This is a genomic window from Rhodanobacter thiooxydans, from assembly GCF_021545845.1.
GTDB lineage: Bacteria > Pseudomonadota > Gammaproteobacteria > Xanthomonadales > Rhodanobacteraceae > Rhodanobacter.
The window spans coordinates 881,559-902,562 of the sequence record NZ_CP088923.1; the positions used below are offsets into that span (position 1 = coordinate 881,559).

The following is a 21,004-nucleotide window of genomic DNA, read 5'->3' on the forward strand; positions in this document are numbered from 1 at the left end:
GTCGAGTCACGGTCCGAACGAGAACGGCCCCACGAGGGGCCGTTTTCATTTTCGCCTCTCTGGCGTGCGCCGCTCAGCGCCGCACGGTGGCGGGCTGGCGCAGCGCCATGCCCTTGAGCACGTTCAGCGCCTGCGCCAGCGCGTAATCGCTGGTGGCCAGTTTGGCGTCGGCGGCGCTGCCGTCGTCGTTGATGTTGGTGCCGGCCTGGGCCTTCTCGTTGGCCAGGTGGTTCGGCAGGTCGGCTTCCGAGCTGATCAGCACCGGACCGTGGTCGGAGGGGTTCACGGTGAGCTCGGCCAGCGCGATGTCCGGCTTGATGCCTTCGGCCTGGATCGAGGTGCCGTTCGGCGTGTAGTAGCGCGCGGTGGTGATCTTCACCGCATGGTCGGCGTCCAGCGGCAACACCGTCTGCACCACGCCCTTGCCGAACGTGCGCTGGCCCATGATCAGCGCGCGGTGGTTGTCCTTCAGCGCGCCGGAGACGATTTCCGCGGCGGAGGCGGTGCCGTTGTTGGTCAGCACGACCATCGGCGCGCCGCCGAGCTGGTCGCCGGGATGCGCCTTGAAGCTCATGTTCGCGTCCTGCAGGCGGCCGCGGGTGGTGACGATGGTGCCGACGTCGAGGAAGTCGTCGCTCACGCCCACCGCCGCGGTGAGCAGGCCGCCGGGGTTGTTGCGCAGGTCGAGCACGGCGCCCTTCGGCGGCCCGTTCTTCGCGATCAACTGGCCCAGCTTGCGCTCCAGGTCGCCCGCGGTGTCGTCCTGGAACTGGCTGATCCGCACATAGGCGTAGCCCGGTTCCAGTTCACGCACCTTGACGCTGCTGATCGCGATGTTCTCGCGCACCAGGTGCAGGTCGATCAGCTTGTCGCTGTTCTGGTGCACGATGGTCAGGTCGACCTTGCTGCCCGGCTTGCCGCGCAACTCCTTGAACATGCCGTCCACATTCTGCGCGTCGACCACGATGCCGTTGATCTTGACGATGCTGTCGCCCGGCTTGATGCCGGCGCGTGCCGCCGGGGTGTCGTCGATCGGCGAGACGATACGCAGGCCACCATCGACCTGCAGCACCTCGATGCCGAGGCCGCTGTACTGGCCGGTGGTGTCCTCGTTGAGCTGGGTCAGACCTTCCTTGTCGAGATATTCGCTGTGCGGGTCGAGCCCGCTGAGCATGCCGGTGATGGCCGCCTTCATCAGGGTCTTGTCATCGACTTTCTCCACGTAGGCCTGGCGCACCACCTCGTAGACGCGGCTGAAGTTGCGGATGTCGTCCAGGTCCACCTGGTCGACGGTGCCGGCAGCGGCGGGAACGGCGGCGCTGCTGGTGGCAGCCGGCAGCTCGACCGGCGCGGCCGGGCTGGCCGGTGCGTTCTGTGCGCAGAGCTTCGGCGCGGCCAGCAGGAACGGGGCGGCCAGCAGCAGGGCCGCCAGGCCCAGCGGCGCGCCAGAGGGGGAAAGACGCATGCGTGTGACTCCGTGCAACGGACAGCGTCGCGCCGGAGCGCGACGGGAAAAGTGGTCAGGCATGAGACAACCAGAGGCCGGGGTAATTCAGTGTGAATGTGCGGCTAGCCTGCGATGCGGCGACGATCGCGTCAACGGTGCTGGCTCAGCCAGCTGCGCGGATCGACCGGCTGGTTGTTCCGGCGCAGCTCGAAATAGACGCCGGTGTTGACCCCAGTGGGCGGGCTGGCGGTGCCGATCGCCGCGCCGGCCTCGACCTGGTCGCCGACGCCGTGCAGCAGGGTCTCGTTGTTGCCGTACATGCTCATCCAGCCGTTGCCATGGTTGAGGATCAGCAGCATGCCGTAGCCGCGCAGGAAGCCGGCGTAGATCACCCGGCCGCGCGCCACGGCGTGGATCTCGCTGCCGCCGCCGGCCTTGATCAGCACGCCGTTGCCGTAGCTGTTGACCGCCCCGCTGGCCGGCCACGGCAGGTTGCCGCGGATGTTGGCGCTGGCGCCGCCGACCTCGAGCGGCGGTGGCGGCTTGCGCCCGGGGTGCTTCCTGATCGCCGCGGCACGCTCGGCCGCGGCGCGGGCGGCGGCTTCGTCGATCGCCTTCTGCAGCTTGTCGAGCAGGTGGTTGAGCGCCTGCGCATCCTGTTTCAGCGCGGCCAGGCGCTGCGCCTGGTCCTTGTATTGAGCGTCGGTCTCGGCAGCCAGCTTCTGCTGCGCGGCGCGTTGCCCGGCCAGCACGGCGGCCTGCTGCTCGCGCTGGGCGCGGGTTGCCTGCAACGCCTGCTGCTCGGTGCTGATCGCCTGCTCCAGTTCCTGCAGCCTGGCCAGGTCGTCCATCAGGCGCTGCACCCGCTGCACGCGGTCCTGCTGGAAGTACTTCGAGTACACCAGCGCGCGGGCGATGCGCGCCACGTCCTCATCGCCCAGCAGCAGGCGCAGGTCGGAGCCACGGCCGAGCGCGTAGGTGGCGCGCAGCAGGTCGGCGATCGCGGCGCGCTGGCTGTCCAGGGCCTGCTTGAGGGTCGCGCGTTGCTGCTGCAACTGGTCCAGCTGCTGCTGTTTGGCCGCCAGTTCGGCGTCGGTCTGATGTACCGCGCGCGCCGCGCTGGCCAGGGCGTTCGCTTGCCTGGCCAGCTCCGCGTTGGCGCGATCGCGCCGGCTGGCGGTATCGGCCTGTTGCTCGGCCAGTGCTTCCATCTTCTGCTGCAGCTCGGCCAGTTTGTGCTTGGCCGCGGCCTGCTCGCTGCGGCTCTTGCCGTCCTGGCGCGCGTGCAGCGGAGTGATGGCCAGGCAACCCAGCAGCACGGCGAGGATCAGGCGGCGGACGGGGCAGACGGCGGCACGGGTGGGTATGGGCATGCGGCTGATTATCCCCGAGCGGGACGGACGGGGCGAGATGGTGGTCGGGCCGGGCGGCCGCGGATGCCGACGAGGCGGCACCCGCCGCGATGGCGTCGTGGCTCGTTTCGGCACGTCGGTCGCACGCCCGCCGATCGGTGCCGGCATCGGGGCGGTCCGGCCGGGCTCGCGGCTGCCTCGAACGGCCATGCTTTCTGGATGACAGTCTAGCCGTCCAAACAAATATTTTGACGCGTCGCAACAATTGTGCTTTAGTCGGAGTCGCTCCTGCGCAAAACGATCGGTGCCTCCGGTATCGCGGCAGGCCTGCGCAGCGCGGACGGGTGAGATGGCGGTAAGCGGCATGGCGACCTTGTACGACCCGGCGTTCGAACACGACAGCTGCGGCTTCGGCCTGGTCGCGCAGGTCGACGGCCACGCCAGCGCCGCGCTGGTCGACACCGCGTTCGCGGCGCTGGCGAAGCTCTCCCATCGCGACGGCGTCAGCGGCGTGCTGATTCATCGCCCGGTGGACTGGCTGCGCGCGCTGGCGACGGCGGACGAGCGCTTCGCGGCCGGGCTGGTATTCCTCGATCCGGCCGGCGGCGAGGCGGCGCGGGCCGGCGGCGCGAGTGCGCTGCCGTTCCAGACCGGCCATCCGAAGATCTTCGCTGGCGGCGACAACATGCGCGGCGCCGACCTGGTGGTGCGCGCGGAGCACGACGGGCGCGAGGCGGCCGTGTCGATCGCGTGGATGCTCGGCGAGCTTCCGCTGGAAGTGATGGCCTGTGTGGCGTAGGTTTCGCGCATGTGCCTGATCGCCTTCGCCTGGAATGCGCATCCGCGCTGGCGCCTGCTGCTGGCCGGCAACCGCGACGAGTTCCACGCGCGTCCCAGCGCGGCGCTGGCGCGTTGGGACGACGCGCCGATCATCGGCGGGCGCGACCTCGAAGCCGGCGGCACCTGGCTCGGCGTCACCGACGACGGGCGCTGCTGCGTGGTGACCAACGTGCGCGACCCACGCGACCCGCAACTCGGCACCTCGCGCGGCCTGCTGGCCACCGACTACCTGCGCGGCGATGCCGATGCCGCCACGCATGCGCAACAGCTGCTGCGCGCGGCCGCCGACTACCGGCCGTTCAACCTGCTCACCTTCGACGCGCGCGCCGCGTTCTACCTCGGCAACCGCCCCGAGCCGCGCGCGCAGGCGGTGACGCCGGGTGTGCACGGCCTGTCCAACGCCGACTTCAACACGCCATGGCCGAAGACCCGCATGCTGACGCAGCGGCTGCAGCAGTGGATCGACGCCGGCGGCGACACGGATTTTGCGCCACTGTTCGAGGCGCTTGCCGATGAACGGCGGGCGCCGGACGCGCAGTTGCCCGACACCGGGGTGGGACTGGAGCGCGAACGCTTGCTGTCGCCGGCGTTCATCCGCGGCGAGCAGTACGGCACCCGCGCCGGCACCGTGGTGGCCATCGACCGCGACGGCGGCGGGGTGATCGTGGAGCGCCGCTTCGGGCCGAACGGTCGCTACCACGGCCAGACCTTGCTGCGCTTCGGCGCGTCGCCGACCGCCACCGACTGACGCCAAGCGCCTACGTGCTGCCGCGTGCCCCGCTGCCTGACCGTCGGGCGGCGCGTCGGCTAGCTTCGCCGACGCCATCCACGGAACGGAGCGTCGCATGCGCACGAGCTGCCTGTTGCTGCCGATGATCGTGCTGGGCCTCGGCCGCGTGCACGCGGCCGATTGCCCGGACTGGTCGACGGCGCGGGCGCGGCAGGAGCTTGCCGCGCTGCATGACCGGCTGGACGGCTGGAACCATGCGTACCGCGTCGAAGGCCAATCGCCGGTGAGCGATGCGGTTTACGACCAGGCCATGCAGCGTCTCGCCGGCTGGCAGCGTTGTTTCCCCGCGCAGGCATCGGCGGCGCTGGCGCAGCTCGCCGACGCCGGCGGCCGGGTACGTTCGCCGGTGGCGCAGACCGGCCTGACCAAGCTGCCGGATGCCGACGCGGTCGGCGTGTGGATGCACGCGCACGGCGACCGCGACCTGTGGGTGCAGCCGAAGGCCGACGGCGTGGCGGTCACCCTGCTGTATGTGGACGGCCAGTTGCGCCAGGTGACCAGCCGTGGCGACGGCGTGCACGGTTCGGACTGGACGGCGCGGGCACAGGCCATCGGGGCAATCCCCCAACACCTGCCGAACGCGCCTGCGCGGGCGGTGCTGCAAGGTGAGCTGGTCTGGCGCCTGCCCGACCATGTGCAGGCCGACGACGGCGGCGCCAACGCGCGCTCGGCGGTGGCCGGCGCGCTGGCACGCGAGGCGCTGGACCCCGACAGCGCCGCACGGATCGGCCTGTTCGTGTGGGACTGGCCCAGCGGCCCGGCCGGCATGCCGGCGCGGCTGGCCGGGCTGGCGGCGATGGGGCTGGCCGACAGCGTGGCGTACACGCAGCGGGTGGCCACGCTGGACGAGGTGCAGCGCTGGCGCGAGCGCTGGTATCGCCACGCCATGCCGTTTGCCACCGACGGCACGGTGCTGCGCCAAGGCCATCGGCCGCCGGCCGCGGACTGGCAGGCCGCGCCGCCGGACTGGGCGGTGGCGTGGAAGTATCCGGTCGCCTCGGCGCTGGCCGAGGTGCGCGCGGTGGATTTCACCGTGGGCCGCAGCGGCCGCATCACGCCGGTGCTGGAACTGGAGCCGGTGCAGCTGGACGACCATCGCGTGCAGCGGGTCAGCATCGGTTCGTTGAAGCGCTGGCGCGAGCTCGACATCCGCCCCGGCGATCAGGTCGAGGTGGCGCTGGCCGGGCTGACCATTCCGCGCCTGCAGTCGGTGGCGTGGCGCGCGCAGCAGCGCGTTGCGGTGACGTCGCCCGATCCGGCGGTACACGACGCGCTCAGCTGCTGGTCGCCGACGCCCGGCTGCGGGCAGCAGTTCCGCGCGCGGCTGGTGTGGCTGGGCGGCCGGCAGGGCCTGCAACTGGAGGGACTCGGTGCCGATACCTGGCAGGCACTGATCGACGCCGGGCTGGTGCACGGCCTGCTGGACTGGATGAGTCTGACGCCGGAACAACTGGCGGGCGTGCCCGGCCTGGGCGCCAGCCGCGCGGCGCTGCTGGCGCGCAGCTTCGCCGCGGCGCGCCAGCGTCCGTTCGCGCGCTGGCTGCAGGCGCTGGGCGTGCCGTCCAACGTGGCGGCCGGGCTGCCCGACTGGGCCGCGCTGAGCGCGCGCGGAGCGGACGACTGGCAGGCGCTGGAGGGCATCGGCGCCAGCCGCGCGAACCAACTGGTGGCGTTCTTCGCCTGTCCCGAGGTTCGTGCGCTGGCCGCGCGACTGCGGGCGGCCGGCGTGCAGGGTTTCTGAGCGTCAGCTCTTCAGCTCGCCGTCGTGGTAGTACCAGTGGCCGCCCTCGCGCACGAAGCTGCTGGTCTCATGCTGGCGCTGCGCGCGGCCGCCGCCGAGCCGGTAGCGGGCGATGAATTCGACGATGGCATGGTCGTCGTCGACGCGTTGCTGGCGGCGCAGCTCCAGCCCCAGCCAGGTCGGGGGCGGCTGCTGCGCGGCCAGCCGCAGCGAGGCCGGGCGGGTATCGACGTGCCAGCTGGTCAGCAGGTAGTCCTCGCGCTTGAGCACGTAGGCGCTGTAGCGCGAGCGCATCAGTTGTTCGGCGCTGGCGGCGCTGGCGCCGTCGTGCAGCGGCCCGCAGCATTGGCTGTAACCGGCCGGGTTGCCGCAGGGGCAGGGGGTCAGCGTGTCGATCGCCTTCATGCCGCCTTTGTACCCGGTTCGGCGGCGGCGTGCAGGTGTGCGTGCAGGCAGAGGCTCAGTCGTGGTGGCGCCACACGCGGCAGCGGTTGTTGGCCGGCATCGCCACGTCGTCAACCAGCGCAAAGCCCGCCGCCGCGGCCAGCGCATCCACCGCCTCGGCGTCGCGGATACCCATGTGCGCGTCGCGCGCCTTCAGCCATGCATCGAACGCGGCGTTGCTGGTGCTGCTGTAGCGGCCCTGCCGGTTAAACGGGCCATAGATCGCCAGCACGGCATCGCCAGCGGTGACCGCGGGCAAATGCGCGAACAGCTGCTGCACCTCGGGCCACGCCATGATGTGCAGGGTGTTGGCACTGAACACCGCGTCGAACGGGCCGGGCGGCCACGCGCCGCCGACGTCCAGCTCCAGCGGCGGCGGGGTGTTGGGCAGCGCCGCCTCGTCCAGCCAGGCGCGGATGCCGGGCAGGTGTTCCGCGCGGTCGGAGCTTTGCCAGTTCAATTGCGGCAGCGCCGCGGCGAAATGCACCGCGTGCTGGCCGGTGCCGCTGCCGATCTCCAGTACCCGCCGGCGATCGGCGAAATGCTCGCGCAGCACGCTGAGGATCGGGTCGCGATTGCGCTCGCAGGAAGGCGAGTAGGGTTCTTCGGCCATGCTCAGCGCAGCGGCAACTGGCCGCTTTCCTCATCGCGGGCGATTTCGGCGCGGCGGATCATCTGCCGTACTGCCGGCACCGCATGGACCGGAACGAGCGCGACTTCGGGATGATCGTGCGCGAAGACGCGGAACACCTCGTCCGCAAAAGCCTGGCCGATGCTGGTTACCGCATCGAAGTCCAGCACCACGGTACGGAACCGCTCCACCCGCTGCATCAGGCGTTTGGCCTGCGAACGCGAAACCAAATTTTCGTCACCGACCCGGGCCAGTCTCACCGGTACCACCGTCTTGGCGAAGGTGTAGTCGTCGGGCCCGCTGGAGTACTGGTCGAAAACCTCCTTGGCCGTCCTGCTGGTGTCGGTGCGGATCTCCATCAGCGCGGTCGTGCCATGGCGGAACTGGTGCATGTCGGTGTCGAACAACAGGTCGTCGCCTTGCCCGCCATCATGGTCGAAGACCAGGTCGCCGGAAGCGATCTGGAAGCGGTCGAACATGCGCGAAGTGAAAAACACGCCTTCGCCGGAATGGCGCCGTGGATCGGTGGTCAGCTTTCCCTTGGCAAGTTCCAGCAGGGCCAGTCGTTCGTCGGGAAGATCCAGCGCACGGGTGATCTTGCGGAAAATGCCGATGCCGTCGTCCGCGACCATCATCGCGACCCGGTGGGCATTGCGGTCGACGTGGACCGTGAGGTGTTTCCCTTCGGAGTGGTCGATCGCGTTGTTCACCATCTCGGTCAGGCCGTGGTGGCAGATATCGAAGATGTTCGCGGGCAGGCCTGACAGCAGGGGCGCGATGTCGTTCGACCACACGCGGTCCTCGGCCAAGCCACGCAGCGCATGGCGGAAACCCGCACGCCTGGAGTTTCCGGGACGGTAGGTCGGACGTGTCGTGCCGACCTTGGCAAGATAGCCGTCTCCGATCAGCGCGCGTACGCGCGTGGCGACGGCGGCGCGGCTGAGCCCGAGCTTTCCGGCGACGATCCGGACGAGATCGTCCGGGTGTTCTTGCACCAGGCGCAGCAGGGTTGCGTCGATTTCCGCCGAACGGCTGGGTCGGGCCATGCCGGCACTGTAAAGTAACTCGCGCCGATTGGAAAGTTACTCTTCCGGATTGTAAAGTTTACGCGCGGGTCAGACCGGGCGGCCGCGCAGCACGCGCACAGGCAGCATCAACAGGGCGCCAAGGAAGGCGAACACGGCGCTTACCGTGATGCCGACCAGGCGCAGCGGCAGCAACAGCAGCCACACGATCGGGTACAGCACCAGCGCCAGCAGCGCGAGCGGCCAGCAGAACACCAGCAGCAACAGCCAGAGCAGGAAGGCGGCCATGGCACGACCTCGGCGGGGACGGATGGCCGGACTCTAGCGCGAACCGCAGCCGGCCGGGCAGATGGCTTTCGGCACACCGCTACGGTGCGCCGGCGTGGCTACACCATCGGCTTCACGCCGATCAGCAGCGCGTGCAGCCAGAATGCGAACAGCGCCCAGGTCACCACGCCGACCACCACGGTGAGCGTCGTGCCCGGCATGGTGCCGGACGGATACACCGTGCCCTCGCGGCGGTCGCGCCGGCGCGAGGCGACGAACAGCACGATCGACCACAGCAGGAAGGCGCCGAACAGCACCACGTCGTGCAGCATGCCGGCGGCGAGCAGGTGGCCGAACGCCCACGTCTTCACGCCCAGCAGCATCGGATGGCCGAAGCTTGCCTTGAGGTGGTTGCGCGGGACATAGGCGGCGACCACCAGCACGAACGCGACCAGGGTGAACAGCGCATTGAGGTGGCGCAGCCACGGCGGCGGCACGTACAGCAGCACCGGCTGCTGTCGCGCCAGGACGAAGCCCCAGCAGATCAGCACGAAGCCGACCAGCGACACCAGCGAGTACAGGCCTTTCCAGCGTATTTCGCCCAGCCGCGCCAGCTGCCGACTGCGCCAGCCGTCGGCGAAGATGCGCAGCGAATGCACGCCGAGGAAGATCAGCAGACCCAGGACCAGCATCGCCATCGTGTTCGCTCCGCACCACGTGAGTGCGTCGAGTGTAGCAATGCGCAGCTTCCGTGACCGGCGTGGACAACTCGTCGGAGGCTGGGCTAATCTTGCCGGCGTTCCGAGGGGTGTCCTGCGCAGGCAGGGCTGAGATGGCGGCAGCCGGACCCTTTGAACCTGATCCGGGTCATGCCGGCGAAGGGACGGGAATTCACCAGCGCGCCGTCGGCGTGCGCCCAAACTGATCGTCGCCCCGGATCTCCCCACCCACCAGGAGGAGATCCATGCCAACCACCACCATCCATCCGCCGGCCGCACCGGCCGACGTCACTACCGGTCCGATCCGCGGTTCGCGCAAGGTCTACCTGACCCCGTCCGGCCACCCCGCGCTGCGCGTGCCGTTCCGCCAGGTGGCGCTGACCGATCCGCGCCAGCCCACGCTCAACCTCTACGACACCTCCGGTCCGTACACCGAAGACGCCGCCGCGATCGACCTCGCCCGTGGCCTGCCGCGGGTGCGCGAGGCCTGGCTGGCCGCGCGTGGCTTCGAGGCGATCGGGCCGGAGTCGGGCGGGCACGCCGACGTGGGCACGCCGGCCTGCCCGGCGCGGCCACTGCGGCAGCGCGGCCGCGCAGGACAGGCGGTCACCCAGCTCGAATTCGCCCGCGCCGGCATCGTCACCGAGGAAATGGTCTACGCCGCCTTCCGCGAGAACCTGGGCCGCGCCCGGGCGCTGGACGATGCCGCTGCGCGGCGCGCCGACGGCGAGGATTTCGGCGCCGCCATTCCGGACTTCGTCAGCGCCGAGTTCGTGCGCGAGGAAATCGCCCGCGGTCGCGCCATCCTGCCGGCCAACATCAACCATCCTGAGCTGGAGCCGATGGTGATCGGGCGCAACTTCCTGGTGAAGATCAACGCGAACATCGGCAATTCCGCGGTGAGTTCCGGCGTCGCCGAGGAAGTGGAGAAGCTGGTCTGGTCGATCCGCTGGGGCGCCGACACGGTGATGGACCTGTCCACCGGGCGCAACATCCACGCGATCCGCTCGTGGATCATGCGCAATGCGCCGGTGCCGATCGGCACCGTGCCGATCTACCAGGCGCTGGAGAAGGTCGGCGGCGACCCGCTCAAGCTCAACTGGGAAGTGTTCCGCGACACCCTGATCGAGCAGGCCGAGCAGGGTGTGGACTATGTCACCATCCACGCTGGCGTGCGGCTGGCGTACGTGCCGCTGACCGCCAACCGTGTCACCGGCATCGTCAGCCGCGGCGGTTCGATCATGGCGCGCTGGTGCCTGGCCGGGCACCGCGAGAGTTTCCTGTATGAGCACTTCGCCGAGATCTGCGCGATCTGCCGCGCTTACGACGTCTCGCTGTCGCTGGGCGACGGCCTGCGTCCCGGCTCCATCGCCGACGCCAACGACGCGGCACAGTTCGCCGAACTGGAGACGCTGGGCGAACTCACCCGCATCGCCTGGGTGCACGGCTGCCAGGTGATGATCGAGGGGCCGGGCCATGTGCCGATGCACAAGATCAAGGCGAACATGGACAAGCAGCTGGCGCTGTGCGGCGAGGCGCCGTTCTACACGCTGGGGCCGTTGAGCACCGACGTCGCGCCCGGCTACGACCACATCACCTCGAGCATCGGCGCAGCGATGATCGGCTGGTTCGGCACCGCGATGCTTTGCTACGTCACGCCGAAGGAGCACCTGGGCCTGCCTGACCGCGACGACGTCAAGACCGGCGTCATCGCCTACCGCATTGCGGCGCACGCGGCCGACCTGGCCAAGGGCCATCCGGCGGCGAAGCTGCACGACGACGCGCTGTCGCGCGCGCGCTTCGAGTTCCGCTGGGAAGACCAGTTCAACCTGGCGCTGGACCCGGACACCGCGCGCGCCTTCCACGACGCCACACTGCCGAAGGAGGCGCACAAGGTCGCGCACTTCTGCTCGATGTGCGGACCGAAGTTCTGCTCGATGAAGATCTCGCAGGACCTGCGCGAGGACGCGGCGAAGCTGGCCGGGATGGCGGCGAAGTCGGAGGAGTTCATGGCCGTCGGAGGTGCGTTGTATGTCCCGGTCGCTTGAGAGGTGCGCGGTCGCCGTGGTCGGTGCCGGCGTGGCCGGGCTGTGCGCCGCCACGGCGCTGCTTGAGGCCGGCGCCACGGTCAGCGTGCACGAGCGGGCGGACGCGGTCGGTGCGTCGGCCTGCTCGTGGCTGGCCGGCGGCATGCTGGCGCCGGACTGCGAGCGCGAGGGCGCCGAGACGGTGGTGGCCGAGCGCGGCCGCCTGGCGCTGGACTGGTGGTCGCAACACGTGCCCGGCGTGGTGCGCGGCGGCACGCTGGTGCTGGCGGCGCCGCGCGATCGTGGCGAGCTGCGCCAGTTCGCCGCCCGCACCGGCGGCCACGTGGCGGTCGACGCCGAGCGCATCGCCACGCTGGAGCCGGATCTCGCCGAGGGCTTCAGCGAGGGTCTGTGGCTGGCCGACGAGGCGCACCTGGACCCGCGCGAAGCCCTGCCGGCGCTGGCCGCGTCGCTGGCTTCCCGCGGCGTGCGCTTCGCCTTCGGCGCGGCGGTGCAGCCGCAGACGCTGGCCGCCGACCACGTGATCGATTGCCGCGGCCTGGCCGCGCGCGAGGCGCTGCCGGACCTGCGCGGCGTGCGCGGCGAGCGGCTGCTGCTGCGCAGCCGTGACGTGACCTTGCACCGGCCGGTGCGGCTGCTGCATCCGCGTTTCTCGATCTACGTGGTGCCGCGCGCGGACGGCCTGCTGATGCTCGGCGCCACCATGCTGGAAAGCGACCACGCCGGCCCGATCACCGTGCGCTCGGCGCTGGAGCTGCTTGGTGCAGCCCGCGCGCTGCATCCGGCGCTGGCCGAGGCGGAGATCGTCGAGGCCGCTGCCGGGGTCCGCCCGGCGTTTCCCGACAACCTGCCGCGGCTGCTCCGGCGCGGTCGGGTCACCCACTTCAACGGGCTGTACCGGCACGGCTTCCTGCTCGCGCCGTGGTACGCCACCCAGCTCGCCGCCACGCTGGCGGCCCCGGCGGAGGTCGAGGCATGAACATCCTGGTCAATGGCGAGCCGCAGCCGCCCGCCGAGCACCTGCAGGCGCTGCTGGCGCGCATGGGGCTGGCCGAGGCGGCGGTCGCCACCGCGGTCAACGGGCGCTTCGTCGCGGCGGCCCAGCGCGCCGGCACGCAGCTCGCCGCGGGCGACCGCGTCGAGGTGCTGGCGCCGATGCAGGGAGGCTAGGACGATGGACGCACTGCATCTCTACGGCGAGACGCTGGTCTCCCGGCTGCTGCTGGGTTCCGCGCACTACCCGTCGCCGGCCTGCCTGGCCGAGGCCGTCGCGGCGTCTGGCTGCGAGGTGGTCACCGTATCGCTGCGGCGCGAGTCGGCTGCGCAGCGCTCCGGCCAGGATTTCTGGGCGCAGGTGCGCGCGCTCGGCGTGCGCGTGCTGCCGAACACCGCCGGCTGCCACTCGGTACGCGAGGCAGTGACCACGGCACAGATGGCGCGCGAGCTGTTCGGCACGCGCTGGATCAAGCTGGAGGTGATCGGCGACGACGACACCCTGCGGCCGGACGTGTTCGGTCTGGTCGAGGCGGCACGCGTGCTGGCGGAAGAGGGCTTCGCGGTGTTCCCTTACACCACCGACGACCTCGGCGTGGCCGGCCGCCTGCTCGATGCCGGCTGCCGCGTGCTGATGCCGTGGGCGGCGCCGATCGGCAGCGGTCGCGGCCTGAGTCATCCCCATGCGTTGCGCACGCTGCGCGCGCATTTCCCCGAAGTGCCGCTGGTGATCGATGCCGGCCTTGGCCTGCCCTCGCAGGCGGCCGCGGCGATGGAGCTGGGCTATGACGCGGTGCTGCTCAACACCGCGGTGGCCCGCGCCGGCGACCCGGTGGCGATGGCGCGCGCGTTCGCCCAGGCGGTGGACGCCGGCCGCACCGCGTGGCGCGCCGGGCCGATCGAGCCGCGCGACCTGGCCGCGCCGTCCACGCCGGTGTCCGGCCGAGCGGAACTGGCATGAGCCGGCTCGACCCGTTCTATCCGGTGGTGCCGGATGCGGCCTGGGTCCGCCGCGTGGTCGCGGCGGGTGCGTGGCTGGTGCAGCTGCGTGCCAAGCACGCGGACCGCGACTGGCTGCGCGGCGAGGTCACCGCCGCGCTCGCCGCCTGCCGCGCGCGCGGCGCGCAGCTGGTGGTCAACGACCACTGGCAGCTGGCGATCGAGCTCGGCGCCGACTACGTCCACCTCGGCCAGCAGGACCTGCGCGACGCCGACTTGCCGGCGCTGCGCCGGCACGGCATCCGGCTCGGCCTGAGCACCCACGCCCCTGCCGAACTGGAGACCGCGCTAGCCTGCCGCCCGGACTACATTGCGCTGGGGCCGATCTGGCCGACCCAGCTCAAGGTGATGCCATGGCCGCCGCAGGGGCTGGCGCGCATCGGCGAGTGGAAGCGCGCCGTCGGCGCGCTGCCGCTGGTGGCGATCGGCGGCCTCACCCGCGAGCGCGCCGCGGCGTGCCTGGCCGCCGGAGCCGACGTGGTGGCGGTGGTCGGCGACATCGTGCGGCACGCCGATCCCGAGGCCAGTCTTCGCGCCTGGCTCGATGCCACGCGGTGCCCGGCATGAGCGCGCGCCATGCCACGCAGATGCGGTTGCCCGGCGTCGGCGCCGACGGCCAGGCGCGGCTGGCCGATGCCCGCGTGCTGGTGGTCGGCGCCGGCGGCCTCGGCTGCGCGCTGCTGCCGCTGCTGGCCGGAGCCGGGGTGGGCGTGCTGAGCGTGATCGATCCGGATGTGGTCGAGCTGGGCAACCTGCATCGGCAGACGCTGTACCGGATGGGCGACATCGGCCGCCCCAAGGTGGAAGCGGCTGCAGCGGCGCTGGCGGCACTCAATCCCGAGGTACGCATCGAGACGCTGCATCGCCCGCTCACCCCGGCCGCAGCGCCGGCCCTGGTCGCCGCCGCCGACGTGGTGGTGGACGCGGCCGACCAGTTCGCCGTCAGCTACCTGCTCAGCGATGCCTGCCTCGCCGCGCGGCGGCCGCTGGTCAGCGCCTCGGCGGTCGGCATGGCGGGCTACGCCGGGGTGTTCTGCGGCGACGTGCCGAGCTATCGCGCGGTGTTTCCGCAGTGGCCGGCCACCGCGGGCGACTGCGCCTCGGCCGGCGTGCTCGGCCCGGTGGTGGCGATGATCGGCGCGCTGCAGGCACAGCTGGTGCTGGCCCTGCTGCTGGATCTTCCGTCGCCGCCACGCGGTCGCCTGTTCCGCTGGGACGGCCGCGATTTTGCCAGCTTCGACTTCCGCGACGCGCCGGAGCCGCAGACCGCCTGGCCGCTGCTCGATCCGGTCCAGCTCGCCGCCGACGACGTGGTGGTCGACCTGCGCGGCCTGGACGAGGCGCCGCAGTCGCCCGTGCCGCGCGCCCTGCGCGCGACCAACGAGACGCTGCCGGCGTTGTGGCCGCAGCTGGCGGCGGCGCCACGGGTGGTGCTGGCCTGCCGCAGCGGCCTGCGCGCGGCGCGTGCGGCGGCGTGGCTGCAATCGCAGGGCTGTACCCGTCTGGCGTTGATCGCCTTCAGCGCCAGCCACGCCGGATGATCCCCAACGTGCTCGGCATCGCCGGCAGCGACCCCAGCGGCGGCGCCGGCATCGCCGCCGACCTGAAGACCTTCGGTGCGCTCGGCGCCTACGGCATGGCGGCGATCACCGCGGTCACCGTGCAGAACACGCAGGGCGTACGCGCCGTGCAGGCCTTGCCGGCGGCACTGGTTGCCGAGCAGGTACAGGCGGTGTTCGACGACGTGCGGGTGGACGCGGTGAAACTGGGCATGCTGGCCGAGGCCGCCACCGTGTACGCCGTGGCCGAAGTGCTGCACACGAACGCCGCGCGCCGCGTGGTGCTCGATCCGGTGCTGCGTGCCAGCAGCGGCGACGCCCTGGCCGGCGCCGGCATGCTCGCGGCACTGCGCGAGGCGCTGCTGCCGCAGGTCGAGCTGCTCACGCCGAACCTGGCCGAGGCGGCCGCACTGCTGGACTGCGTGCCGGCCGGCGGCCTGGAGGCGATGCGGGCGCAGGCCCGCCAGCTGCGCGCGCTGGGGCCGGCGTGGGTGCTGCTGAAGGGCGGGCACCTGGGCGGTGTGCGCAGCCCCGACGTGCTGGCCGGCGCGGACGGCGTGCAGGTGTTCGATGCCGCGCGCCTACGCACCCGCGCCGGCCACGGCACCGGTTGCACGCTGGCCGCGGCGATCGCCGCGCTGCGGCCGCGGCACCCAATGCCGGTCGCGGTGGCGCAGGCCAAGGCCTATCTGCAGGCGGCGCTGGTCGCGGCGGAACGCCTGGACGTCGGCCGCGGTCGCGGTCCGCTGCACCACTTCCACGCGCTGGACTGAGAGGTTGTGAGTTTTCCAACCTCTCAGACCGGCCACGGCGAGGGCATGGATGCCTGAGTTGAGGCAACGCAGGAGCAGTTGCCCGATGCCCGAGTTGAGGCAGCGCAGGAGCGGCTGCCCGAGGGCCGGGCATGAAACAGTCACGCCAGTGACTGTTTCATGTGAGCGAGTCCGAGCGTGTACCGGACTCGCGACTGAAGAAAACCACAGGAAGTGGTTTTCTTCACAGGCTCTGATACCAATTTGCGTTCAATGATATAGAAGTTATCCACTTGAAGCCGGTCAAAGACTGGGTTTGGTCGTGATCGACTTCCAGTGCGCGCAATCCGCCGGCTAGGGTCGTTTCGACGGCATCGAGGTTCTTGAAGACCTCGTTGCCGAAGTCTTGCTCGCGCAAGGCCTTCCAGAGATGCTCGGCTGGGTTGAGCTCGGGGCTATAGGGGGGAAGGAACACCAGGCGCATGGAGTCGGGAACGACCAGGGCGTTTGCCTGATGCCAGCCGGCTTGATCCATGACCATGAGAATGAACTCGCCAGGATGGCGACCGGCCACTTCGGCCAGGAACAGGGACATGGCCTCGGCATTGACCCACGGCAAGATGAGACTGTCGAGGACGCCGTCGTGAGGACTCATACTAATTTGCGTTCAATGATATAGAAGTTATCCACTTAAAGCCGGTCAAAGACTGGGTTTGGTCGTGATCGACTTCCAGTGCGCGCAATCCGCCGGCTAGGGTCGTTTCGACGGCATCGAGGTTCTTGAAGACCTCGTTGCCGAAGTCTTGCTCGCGCAAGGCCTTCCAGAGATGCTCGGCTGGGTTGAGCTCGGGGCTATAGGGGGGAAGGAACACCAGGCGCATGGAGTCGGGAACGACCAGGGCGTTTGCCTGATGCCAGCCGGCTTGATCCATGACCATGAGAATGAACTCGCCAGGATGGCGACCGGCCACTTCGGCCAGGAACAGGGACATGGCCTCGGCATTGACCCACGGCAAGATGAGACTGTCGAGGACGCCGTCGTGAGGACTCACGGCGGCGAAGGCGTAGATGTATTGACGTTCCAGCCGCGCCCCCACGACAGGACGTGTCGGTGAGGGCGCCCAACATCGCCGTGGCGAGCCGAGCAGGCCAAACCGCCCCTCGTCCTGGAACATCAAGCGAACCGGGCGACCGCACCTAGCCTGACGCGCGACCTCGGCGCGAACGCAGCGCCGCAGTTTTTTTATATGCCGCTTGGGCCGAAACGTCTGCCTTCGGGTGGCGGGGCCGTGGAATCACCTTGCGCCAACCATGCCGCTCCAACAGGCGATAGATCGTCGACAGCGCCACCGGTTTGCCGACCCGTGCCGCATATGCCTGCCGGATGTCCAAGGCACGCAACATCCCACCCATCTCGGCCTGTCGCACAAACGGCTCCAGCAGTGCCTTCTCCTCTTCCTCGCTCAAGTACTGATGATGGCGGCCGCCACGCTCGTTCAGCGCGAAGATCGCCTCACCTTCCTTGGCCCAGCGCGAATGGATCGTATGGACGGTCGACGCCGACCATCCCAGGATCTGGGCAATCTCCTGCGCCGAGCTCCCCAGTGTGGCCCGTAGCAGCACGCACTGGATTCGCTGGTACTCGCGATGCGATCCGGCTTGCTTCAGTCGCTCCGCCAGTCGCTTCACCGTGGCCTTGTCGTTGCCGATCAGTGTCTTCACTTGCCATCTCCCTTCCAGGCGATGGCAAGAGTATATCTAGTTTATTGAACGCAAGTTGGTATCACGGCGGCGAAGGCGTAGATGTATTGACGTTCCAGCCGCGCCCCCACGACAGGACGTGTCGGTGAGGGCGCCCAACATCGCCGTGGCGAGCCGAGCAGGCCAAACCGCCCCTCGTCCTGGAACATCAAGCGAACCGGGCGACCGCACCTAGCCTGACGCGCGGCCTCGGCGCGAACGCAGCGCCGCAGTTTTTTTATATGCCGCTTGGGCCGAAACGTCTGCCTTCGGGTGGCGGGGCCGTGGAATCACCTTGCGCCAACCATGCCGCTCCAACAGGCGATAGATCGTCGACAGCGCCACCGGTTTGCCGACCCGTGCCGCATATGCCTGCCGGATGTCCAAGGCACGCAACATCCCACCCATCTCGGCCTGTCGCACAAACGGCTCCAGCAGTGCCTTCTCCTCTTCCTCGCTCAAGTACTGATGATGGCGGCCGCCACGCTCGTTCAGCGCGAAGATCGCCTCACCTTCCTTGGCCCAGCGCGAATGGATCGTATGGACGGTCGACGCCGACCATCCCAGGATCTGGGCAATCTCCTGCGCCGAGCTCCCCAGTGTGGCCCGTAGCAGCACGCACTGGATTCGCTGGTACTCGCGATGCGATCCGGCTTGCTTCAGTCGCTCCGCCAGTCGCTTCACCGTGGCCTTGTCGTTGCCGATCAGTGTCTTCACTTGCCATCTCCCTTCCAGGCGATGGCAAGAGTATATCTAGTTTATTGAACGCAAGTTGGTATGAGACCTCAGCGGCCGCCGGCCTGCACCCGCACCGCGAGCACCACGGTGTCGTCGGCTAGCTTCACCGGGGGGGCGGCGCGCGAGTCGGGCCGCCAGCTGTCGCCGGCGGCCAGCGTGCCATCCGGCGTCGTCAACCGGCCCTGCGCCACATGCAGCAGCACCACGTCGCCGGGGCCGTTGACCTCGCCAGGCTGGCGCCATACGGCGACGCCACCGGTGGCGTGCCCGCGGCGCAGCATCAGGTTGAAGTCACGGGTGGGGCCGCCGGCCAGCGCTACGTCCACCTTCGCCTCACCGGGGAACGCGAACGGCGTACACGGCACGGTCAGCGCGTGCGTGCGCGCGCCGTCCAGCGTCATCGTGAAGCCGGCGCCGTCGAGCAGCACGATCACGCGGTCGATGCCGGGAAAGGCGGAGAACGGCGCGGCGCTGTCCACCTCGGCCACGCTGACCCGCCACAGGAAATCGTCCATGCCGGCGCCAGGCGGCTGGACGGCTATTTCGCGCGTGCGGCCCAGGCCGTTCTTCCACGGCTGCGGCGGGCGGTCGGCCAGGCGGATGATCATGCGGTCCTCTCGATGACGCGCCGGAATGGCGGCAACGCCTTCAGCATGCCGCTGCCGTAGCGCTTGGTGACCACGCGGCGATCCAGCAGCACGATGCGGCCATGGTCGCTCTCGTTGCGGATCAGGCGGCCGCAGTACTGGGTGAGCAGGCGCGTGGCCTCGGGGATGCTCACTTCTATGAAGGGATTGCGCCCGCGCGATTCCAGCCACTCGGCATAGGTGGCGCCGACCGGGTCGGTGGGCACGGCGAACGGCAGCTGGGTGATCACCACCGTCTCGCACAGCTTGCCCGGCAGGTCCAGGCCTTCGCCGAACGAGGCCAGTCCGAACAGCGTGCTGCCCTTGCCGGCTTCGATGTCGGCGCAATGCTCGGCGACCAGCTGCGACTTGCCCAGCGAACCCTGCGCGCGCACCTTGCGCACCTGCGCGATCGGCAGTTTCTGCAGCACGCGGTCGAGCTTGGTGCGCGAGGTGAACAGCACCAGGTTGCCGGCGTCCCAGTCCAGGTTTTCAGCCAGCCACTCGCTGATCTCCTCCGCGTGCGCCTCGCGCGTGTCGGGCAGCGTGCGCATCGAGGGCACTTCGAGCCGCGCCTGCGCGGCCAGGTCGAACGGCGAGGGCAGACTGAGTGTCAGCGCGTCGTCGGGCAGGCCCACCGCGTCGGCGAAGTTGCGGAAATTGCCGCCGGCGCTCAGCGTGGCCGAGGTCAGCAGCACGCCGCTGGCGTTGCCCCACAGCACCTCGCGCAGCAGGCCGGCGGCGGATACCGCCGAGGCGTGGCAGACCAGCTGCTGGTCGGCGCCCAGGGTGACCCAGCGCGCCAGCGGCGGCGCGTCGTCCGGATCGTCGGCCGACCAGGCGCGCCAGCAGGCGGCCTGCCGGCCGACGCGTTCCAGCGCGATGCCCAGCTCGCGCGACAGCGCCTCCTGGGTCGGCCCGCCATCGGTCATCTCCACCACCGCGCGGCGCACCGCGCCCAGCCAGCGCTGCACCTCGCCGGTGAGCAGGCTGAGCGCCCGCGCCTGTTGCACCCACGGCGAGGGCAGCTGGCCGAGCGAGCCGCGGTACATCGGCTCGGTTTCGGCCGGGTCGGGCAGCCAGCCGAGGCGGATGGCTTTCTCCAGTTCTTCCAGCGTGTCGCTGAGTTCCTGCAGCCTGGCGTCGCCGGCGTCCAGGGTGAGCCGGCCCAGGCTTTCCTTGTCGGTCAGCGAATACGCCGCGTGCACCTGGCGGCCGAGCCGGCTCAGCTGGCGCACGCTGGCGGTGATGTGGACCTCGGCCGCGCCGCGGTCGATCGCCTTGCCGGGCAGGTGGTGGGCTTCGTCGAACACGTACAGCGTCTCGTCCGGGCGTGGCAGGATCACCCCGCCCCAGCCCGGCTCGGCGCCGCCGTCGGCCTCGCCCGGCATGGTGAGGTCGGCCAGCACCAGGTCCTGGTTGGCCACGATGATCTCGGCGTCGTCCACCGCGCGGCGCGCGACGAAGAATGGGCAGACCATGAACTGGCCGCACTTGCGGTTGGTGCAGCCGCCGGCGCTGGTGGTGATCATCGGGCGCAGCAGCTCGCTGACCGGTTCCGGCGCGCTGTCCATGTCGCCGTCCCACTCGCGGCGGTCGAACGCGCCGCGCAGCTTCGCCAGCGCCTGCTTGTCGCGCGGCTGCGGCGGCTTGTTCCACAGCAGCAGGTCCGCCTCGAAACCGGCCAGGCCCAGCTGCGCGTCGTGGATGCTGTTGGCCGCCATCAGCAGGTTGCGCGGGCACAGGTAGCGGCCGCGGCCCTTGGCCAGCGCCACCTTCGCCTCGATGCCGTTGAGCCGGAGGTAGAGCGGGATGTCACGTTGCACCAGCTGTTCCTGCAGCGCCACGGTGGCGGTGGCGATCAGCAGCCTCTTCTTCTGGAAGCGCGCCACCTCGACGCCGGCGATCAGGTAGGCCATCGACTTGCCGGTGCCGGTGGGCGCCTCGACCGCCGCCACGCCGCCGGCGCGGGCGAACGCCTTGGCCGTCTCGGCGATCATGCGCCCCTGCGAGGCGCGCGCGCGGAAGCCGGGCAGGCCGTCCTTCAGTCGTGCGTAGGCGGCGCGGATGGCGTCCTTGGTGGTGTCGGTGAGCATGGATGGAACGGGGACCTGCGCTGCGGATGACGCCGGAACACGGCGGCGCCGACTCATGGCGTGGCCAGCCGGACGCGATGGGGCAGTTTATCGGTATTGCGCGTTGGCCCGCATGGAGGCAGGCTCGTCATGTCCGATGCCGGCGTCGCCGCGGGGTTTCGACCGGGCGGGCCGTCCGCCGGCATTGGCGGGCGCGG

Annotated in this window: 22 protein-coding genes, 1 pseudogene and 1 riboswitch; of the genes and pseudogenes, 10 read left to right on the top strand and 13 right to left on the bottom strand. The window is 70.3% G+C overall.

Annotated elements, in window-relative coordinates:
- Positions 1-73 precede the first annotated feature (73 nt).
- Both LRK53_RS03740 and LRK53_RS03745 read right to left on the bottom strand, forming a co-directional pair.
- Positions 74-1,465 (bottom strand): S41 family peptidase, encoded by a 1,392-nt coding sequence (locus LRK53_RS03740; RefSeq protein ID WP_027493839.1) that lies wholly within the window; start codon positions 1,463-1,465, stop codon positions 74-76.
- 131 nt (positions 1,466-1,596) lie between these two features.
- Positions 1,597-2,820, bottom strand: a complete 1,224-nt coding sequence (locus LRK53_RS03745; RefSeq protein WP_027493838.1) for a murein hydrolase activator EnvC family protein — start codon at positions 2,818-2,820, stop codon at positions 1,597-1,599.
- Positions 2,821-3,418: 598 nt separating this feature from the next.
- Here LRK53_RS03745 and LRK53_RS03755 point away from each other — a divergent pair.
- The 3 genes and pseudogenes from LRK53_RS03755 to ligB all read left to right on the top strand — a co-directional run.
- Positions 3,419-3,598 (top strand): annotated as a pseudogene (locus LRK53_RS03755) (glutamate synthase small subunit); the annotation flags it as partial.
- A gap of 9 nt (positions 3,599-3,607) precedes the next feature.
- Positions 3,608-4,387: an NRDE family protein gene (locus LRK53_RS03760; protein ID WP_027493836.1), complete on the top strand. Its 780-nt coding sequence runs from the start codon at positions 3,608-3,610 to the stop codon at positions 4,385-4,387.
- Between the two features lie 97 nt (positions 4,388-4,484).
- Positions 4,485-6,170 (top strand): NAD-dependent DNA ligase LigB, encoded by a 1,686-nt coding sequence (ligB, locus tag LRK53_RS03765; protein ID WP_037090416.1) that lies wholly within the window; start codon positions 4,485-4,487, stop codon positions 6,168-6,170.
- Between the two features lie 3 nt (positions 6,171-6,173).
- Here ligB and LRK53_RS03770 read toward each other — a convergent pair whose 3' ends face one another.
- From LRK53_RS03770 to LRK53_RS03790, 5 genes are all read right to left on the bottom strand, one after another.
- Positions 6,174-6,575: a YchJ family protein gene (locus LRK53_RS03770; RefSeq protein WP_027493834.1), complete on the bottom strand. Its 402-nt coding sequence runs from the start codon at positions 6,573-6,575 to the stop codon at positions 6,174-6,176.
- A 55-nt stretch (positions 6,576-6,630) separates the two neighbouring features.
- Positions 6,631-7,227, bottom strand: coding sequence for a DUF938 domain-containing protein (locus LRK53_RS03775; protein ID WP_037090415.1), 597 nt, complete (start codon positions 7,225-7,227; stop codon positions 6,631-6,633).
- Positions 7,228-7,229: 2 nt separating this feature from the next.
- Entirely contained in the window at positions 7,230-8,291 is a 1,062-nt protein-coding gene (locus LRK53_RS03780; RefSeq protein WP_027493832.1) for an ATP-binding protein, read from the bottom strand.
- A gap of 69 nt (positions 8,292-8,360) precedes the next feature.
- Complete coding sequence (locus LRK53_RS03785) at positions 8,361-8,558, bottom strand: hypothetical protein (protein ID WP_027493831.1); 198 nt, start codon at positions 8,556-8,558, stop codon at positions 8,361-8,363.
- A gap of 98 nt (positions 8,559-8,656) precedes the next feature.
- Complete coding sequence (locus tag LRK53_RS03790) at positions 8,657-9,235, bottom strand: NnrU family protein (protein WP_027493830.1); 579 nt, start codon at positions 9,233-9,235, stop codon at positions 8,657-8,659.
- Between the two features lie 96 nt (positions 9,236-9,331).
- A riboswitch (TPP riboswitch) is annotated at positions 9,332-9,438 on the top strand.
- Between the two features lie 63 nt (positions 9,439-9,501).
- Between LRK53_RS03790 and thiC the strand changes: the two genes are divergently transcribed.
- Genes thiC through thiD form a run of 7 tightly spaced genes read left to right on the top strand, consistent with a single transcriptional unit; the run spans position 9,502 to position 15,628 of the window.
- Positions 9,502-11,304 carry a phosphomethylpyrimidine synthase ThiC gene (thiC, locus tag LRK53_RS03795; RefSeq protein WP_027493829.1) on the top strand — a complete coding sequence of 601 codons (1,803 nt, stop codon included), beginning with the start codon at positions 9,502-9,504 and terminating at the stop codon, positions 11,302-11,304.
- Entirely contained in the window at positions 11,288-12,283 is a 996-nt protein-coding gene (locus LRK53_RS03800) for an FAD-dependent oxidoreductase (RefSeq protein WP_235642509.1), read from the top strand. The genes thiC and LRK53_RS03800 overlap by 17 nt, the downstream gene beginning before the upstream one ends.
- The gene (thiS, locus tag LRK53_RS03805; protein ID WP_027493828.1) at positions 12,280-12,474 is read left to right on the top strand and encodes a sulfur carrier protein ThiS; all 195 of its coding nucleotides are present in this window, start codon (positions 12,280-12,282) and stop codon (positions 12,472-12,474) included. Before LRK53_RS03800 ends, thiS begins: the two co-directional genes overlap by 4 nt.
- Positions 12,475-12,478: 4 nt before the next feature.
- Positions 12,479-13,258 (top strand): thiazole synthase, encoded by a 780-nt coding sequence (locus LRK53_RS03810; protein ID WP_037090411.1) that lies wholly within the window; start codon positions 12,479-12,481, stop codon positions 13,256-13,258.
- A complete protein-coding gene (locus LRK53_RS03815; RefSeq protein WP_235642510.1) occupies positions 13,255-13,863 on the top strand; it encodes a thiamine phosphate synthase in 609 nt (202 codons plus the stop codon). The genes LRK53_RS03810 and LRK53_RS03815 overlap by 4 nt, the downstream gene beginning before the upstream one ends.
- A complete protein-coding gene (locus tag LRK53_RS03820; protein WP_027493826.1) occupies positions 13,860-14,837 on the top strand; it encodes a ThiF family adenylyltransferase in 978 nt (325 codons plus the stop codon). Before LRK53_RS03815 ends, LRK53_RS03820 begins: the two co-directional genes overlap by 4 nt.
- Positions 14,834-15,628 carry a bifunctional hydroxymethylpyrimidine kinase/phosphomethylpyrimidine kinase gene (gene thiD, locus LRK53_RS03825; protein ID WP_027493825.1) on the top strand — a complete coding sequence of 265 codons (795 nt, stop codon included), beginning with the start codon at positions 14,834-14,836 and terminating at the stop codon, positions 15,626-15,628. Before LRK53_RS03820 ends, thiD begins: the two co-directional genes overlap by 4 nt.
- A gap of 223 nt (positions 15,629-15,851) precedes the next feature.
- On the opposite strand, the gene LRK53_RS03830 is transcribed toward thiD, so the two are convergent.
- From LRK53_RS03830 to dinG, 6 genes are all read right to left on the bottom strand, one after another.
- Positions 15,852-16,262 carry a transposase gene (locus LRK53_RS03830; RefSeq protein ID WP_235642511.1) on the bottom strand — a complete coding sequence of 137 codons (411 nt, stop codon included), beginning with the start codon at positions 16,260-16,262 and terminating at the stop codon, positions 15,852-15,854.
- A gap of 1 nt (position 16,263) precedes the next feature.
- The gene (locus LRK53_RS03835) at positions 16,264-16,854 is read right to left on the bottom strand and encodes an IS630 family transposase (protein ID WP_338109854.1); all 591 of its coding nucleotides are present in this window, start codon (positions 16,852-16,854) and stop codon (positions 16,264-16,266) included.
- A complete protein-coding gene (locus tag LRK53_RS03840) occupies positions 16,805-17,329 on the bottom strand; it encodes a winged helix-turn-helix domain-containing protein (protein ID WP_235642338.1) in 525 nt (174 codons plus the stop codon). The genes LRK53_RS03835 and LRK53_RS03840 overlap by 50 nt, the downstream gene beginning before the upstream one ends.
- Positions 17,330-17,539: 210 nt before the next feature.
- On the bottom strand, positions 17,540-18,064 hold the full coding sequence (locus tag LRK53_RS03845) for a winged helix-turn-helix domain-containing protein (protein ID WP_235642338.1): 525 nt from the start codon (positions 18,062-18,064) through the stop codon (positions 17,540-17,542).
- Positions 18,065-18,132: 68 nt separating this feature from the next.
- Positions 18,133-18,693: a HutD/Ves family protein gene (locus LRK53_RS03850; protein ID WP_027494109.1), complete on the bottom strand. Its 561-nt coding sequence runs from the start codon at positions 18,691-18,693 to the stop codon at positions 18,133-18,135.
- Positions 18,690-20,807, bottom strand: a complete 2,118-nt coding sequence (dinG, locus tag LRK53_RS03855; protein WP_235642512.1) for an ATP-dependent DNA helicase DinG — start codon at positions 20,805-20,807, stop codon at positions 18,690-18,692. Before dinG ends, LRK53_RS03850 begins: the two co-directional genes overlap by 4 nt.
- Positions 20,808-21,004: the final 197 nt, after the last annotated feature.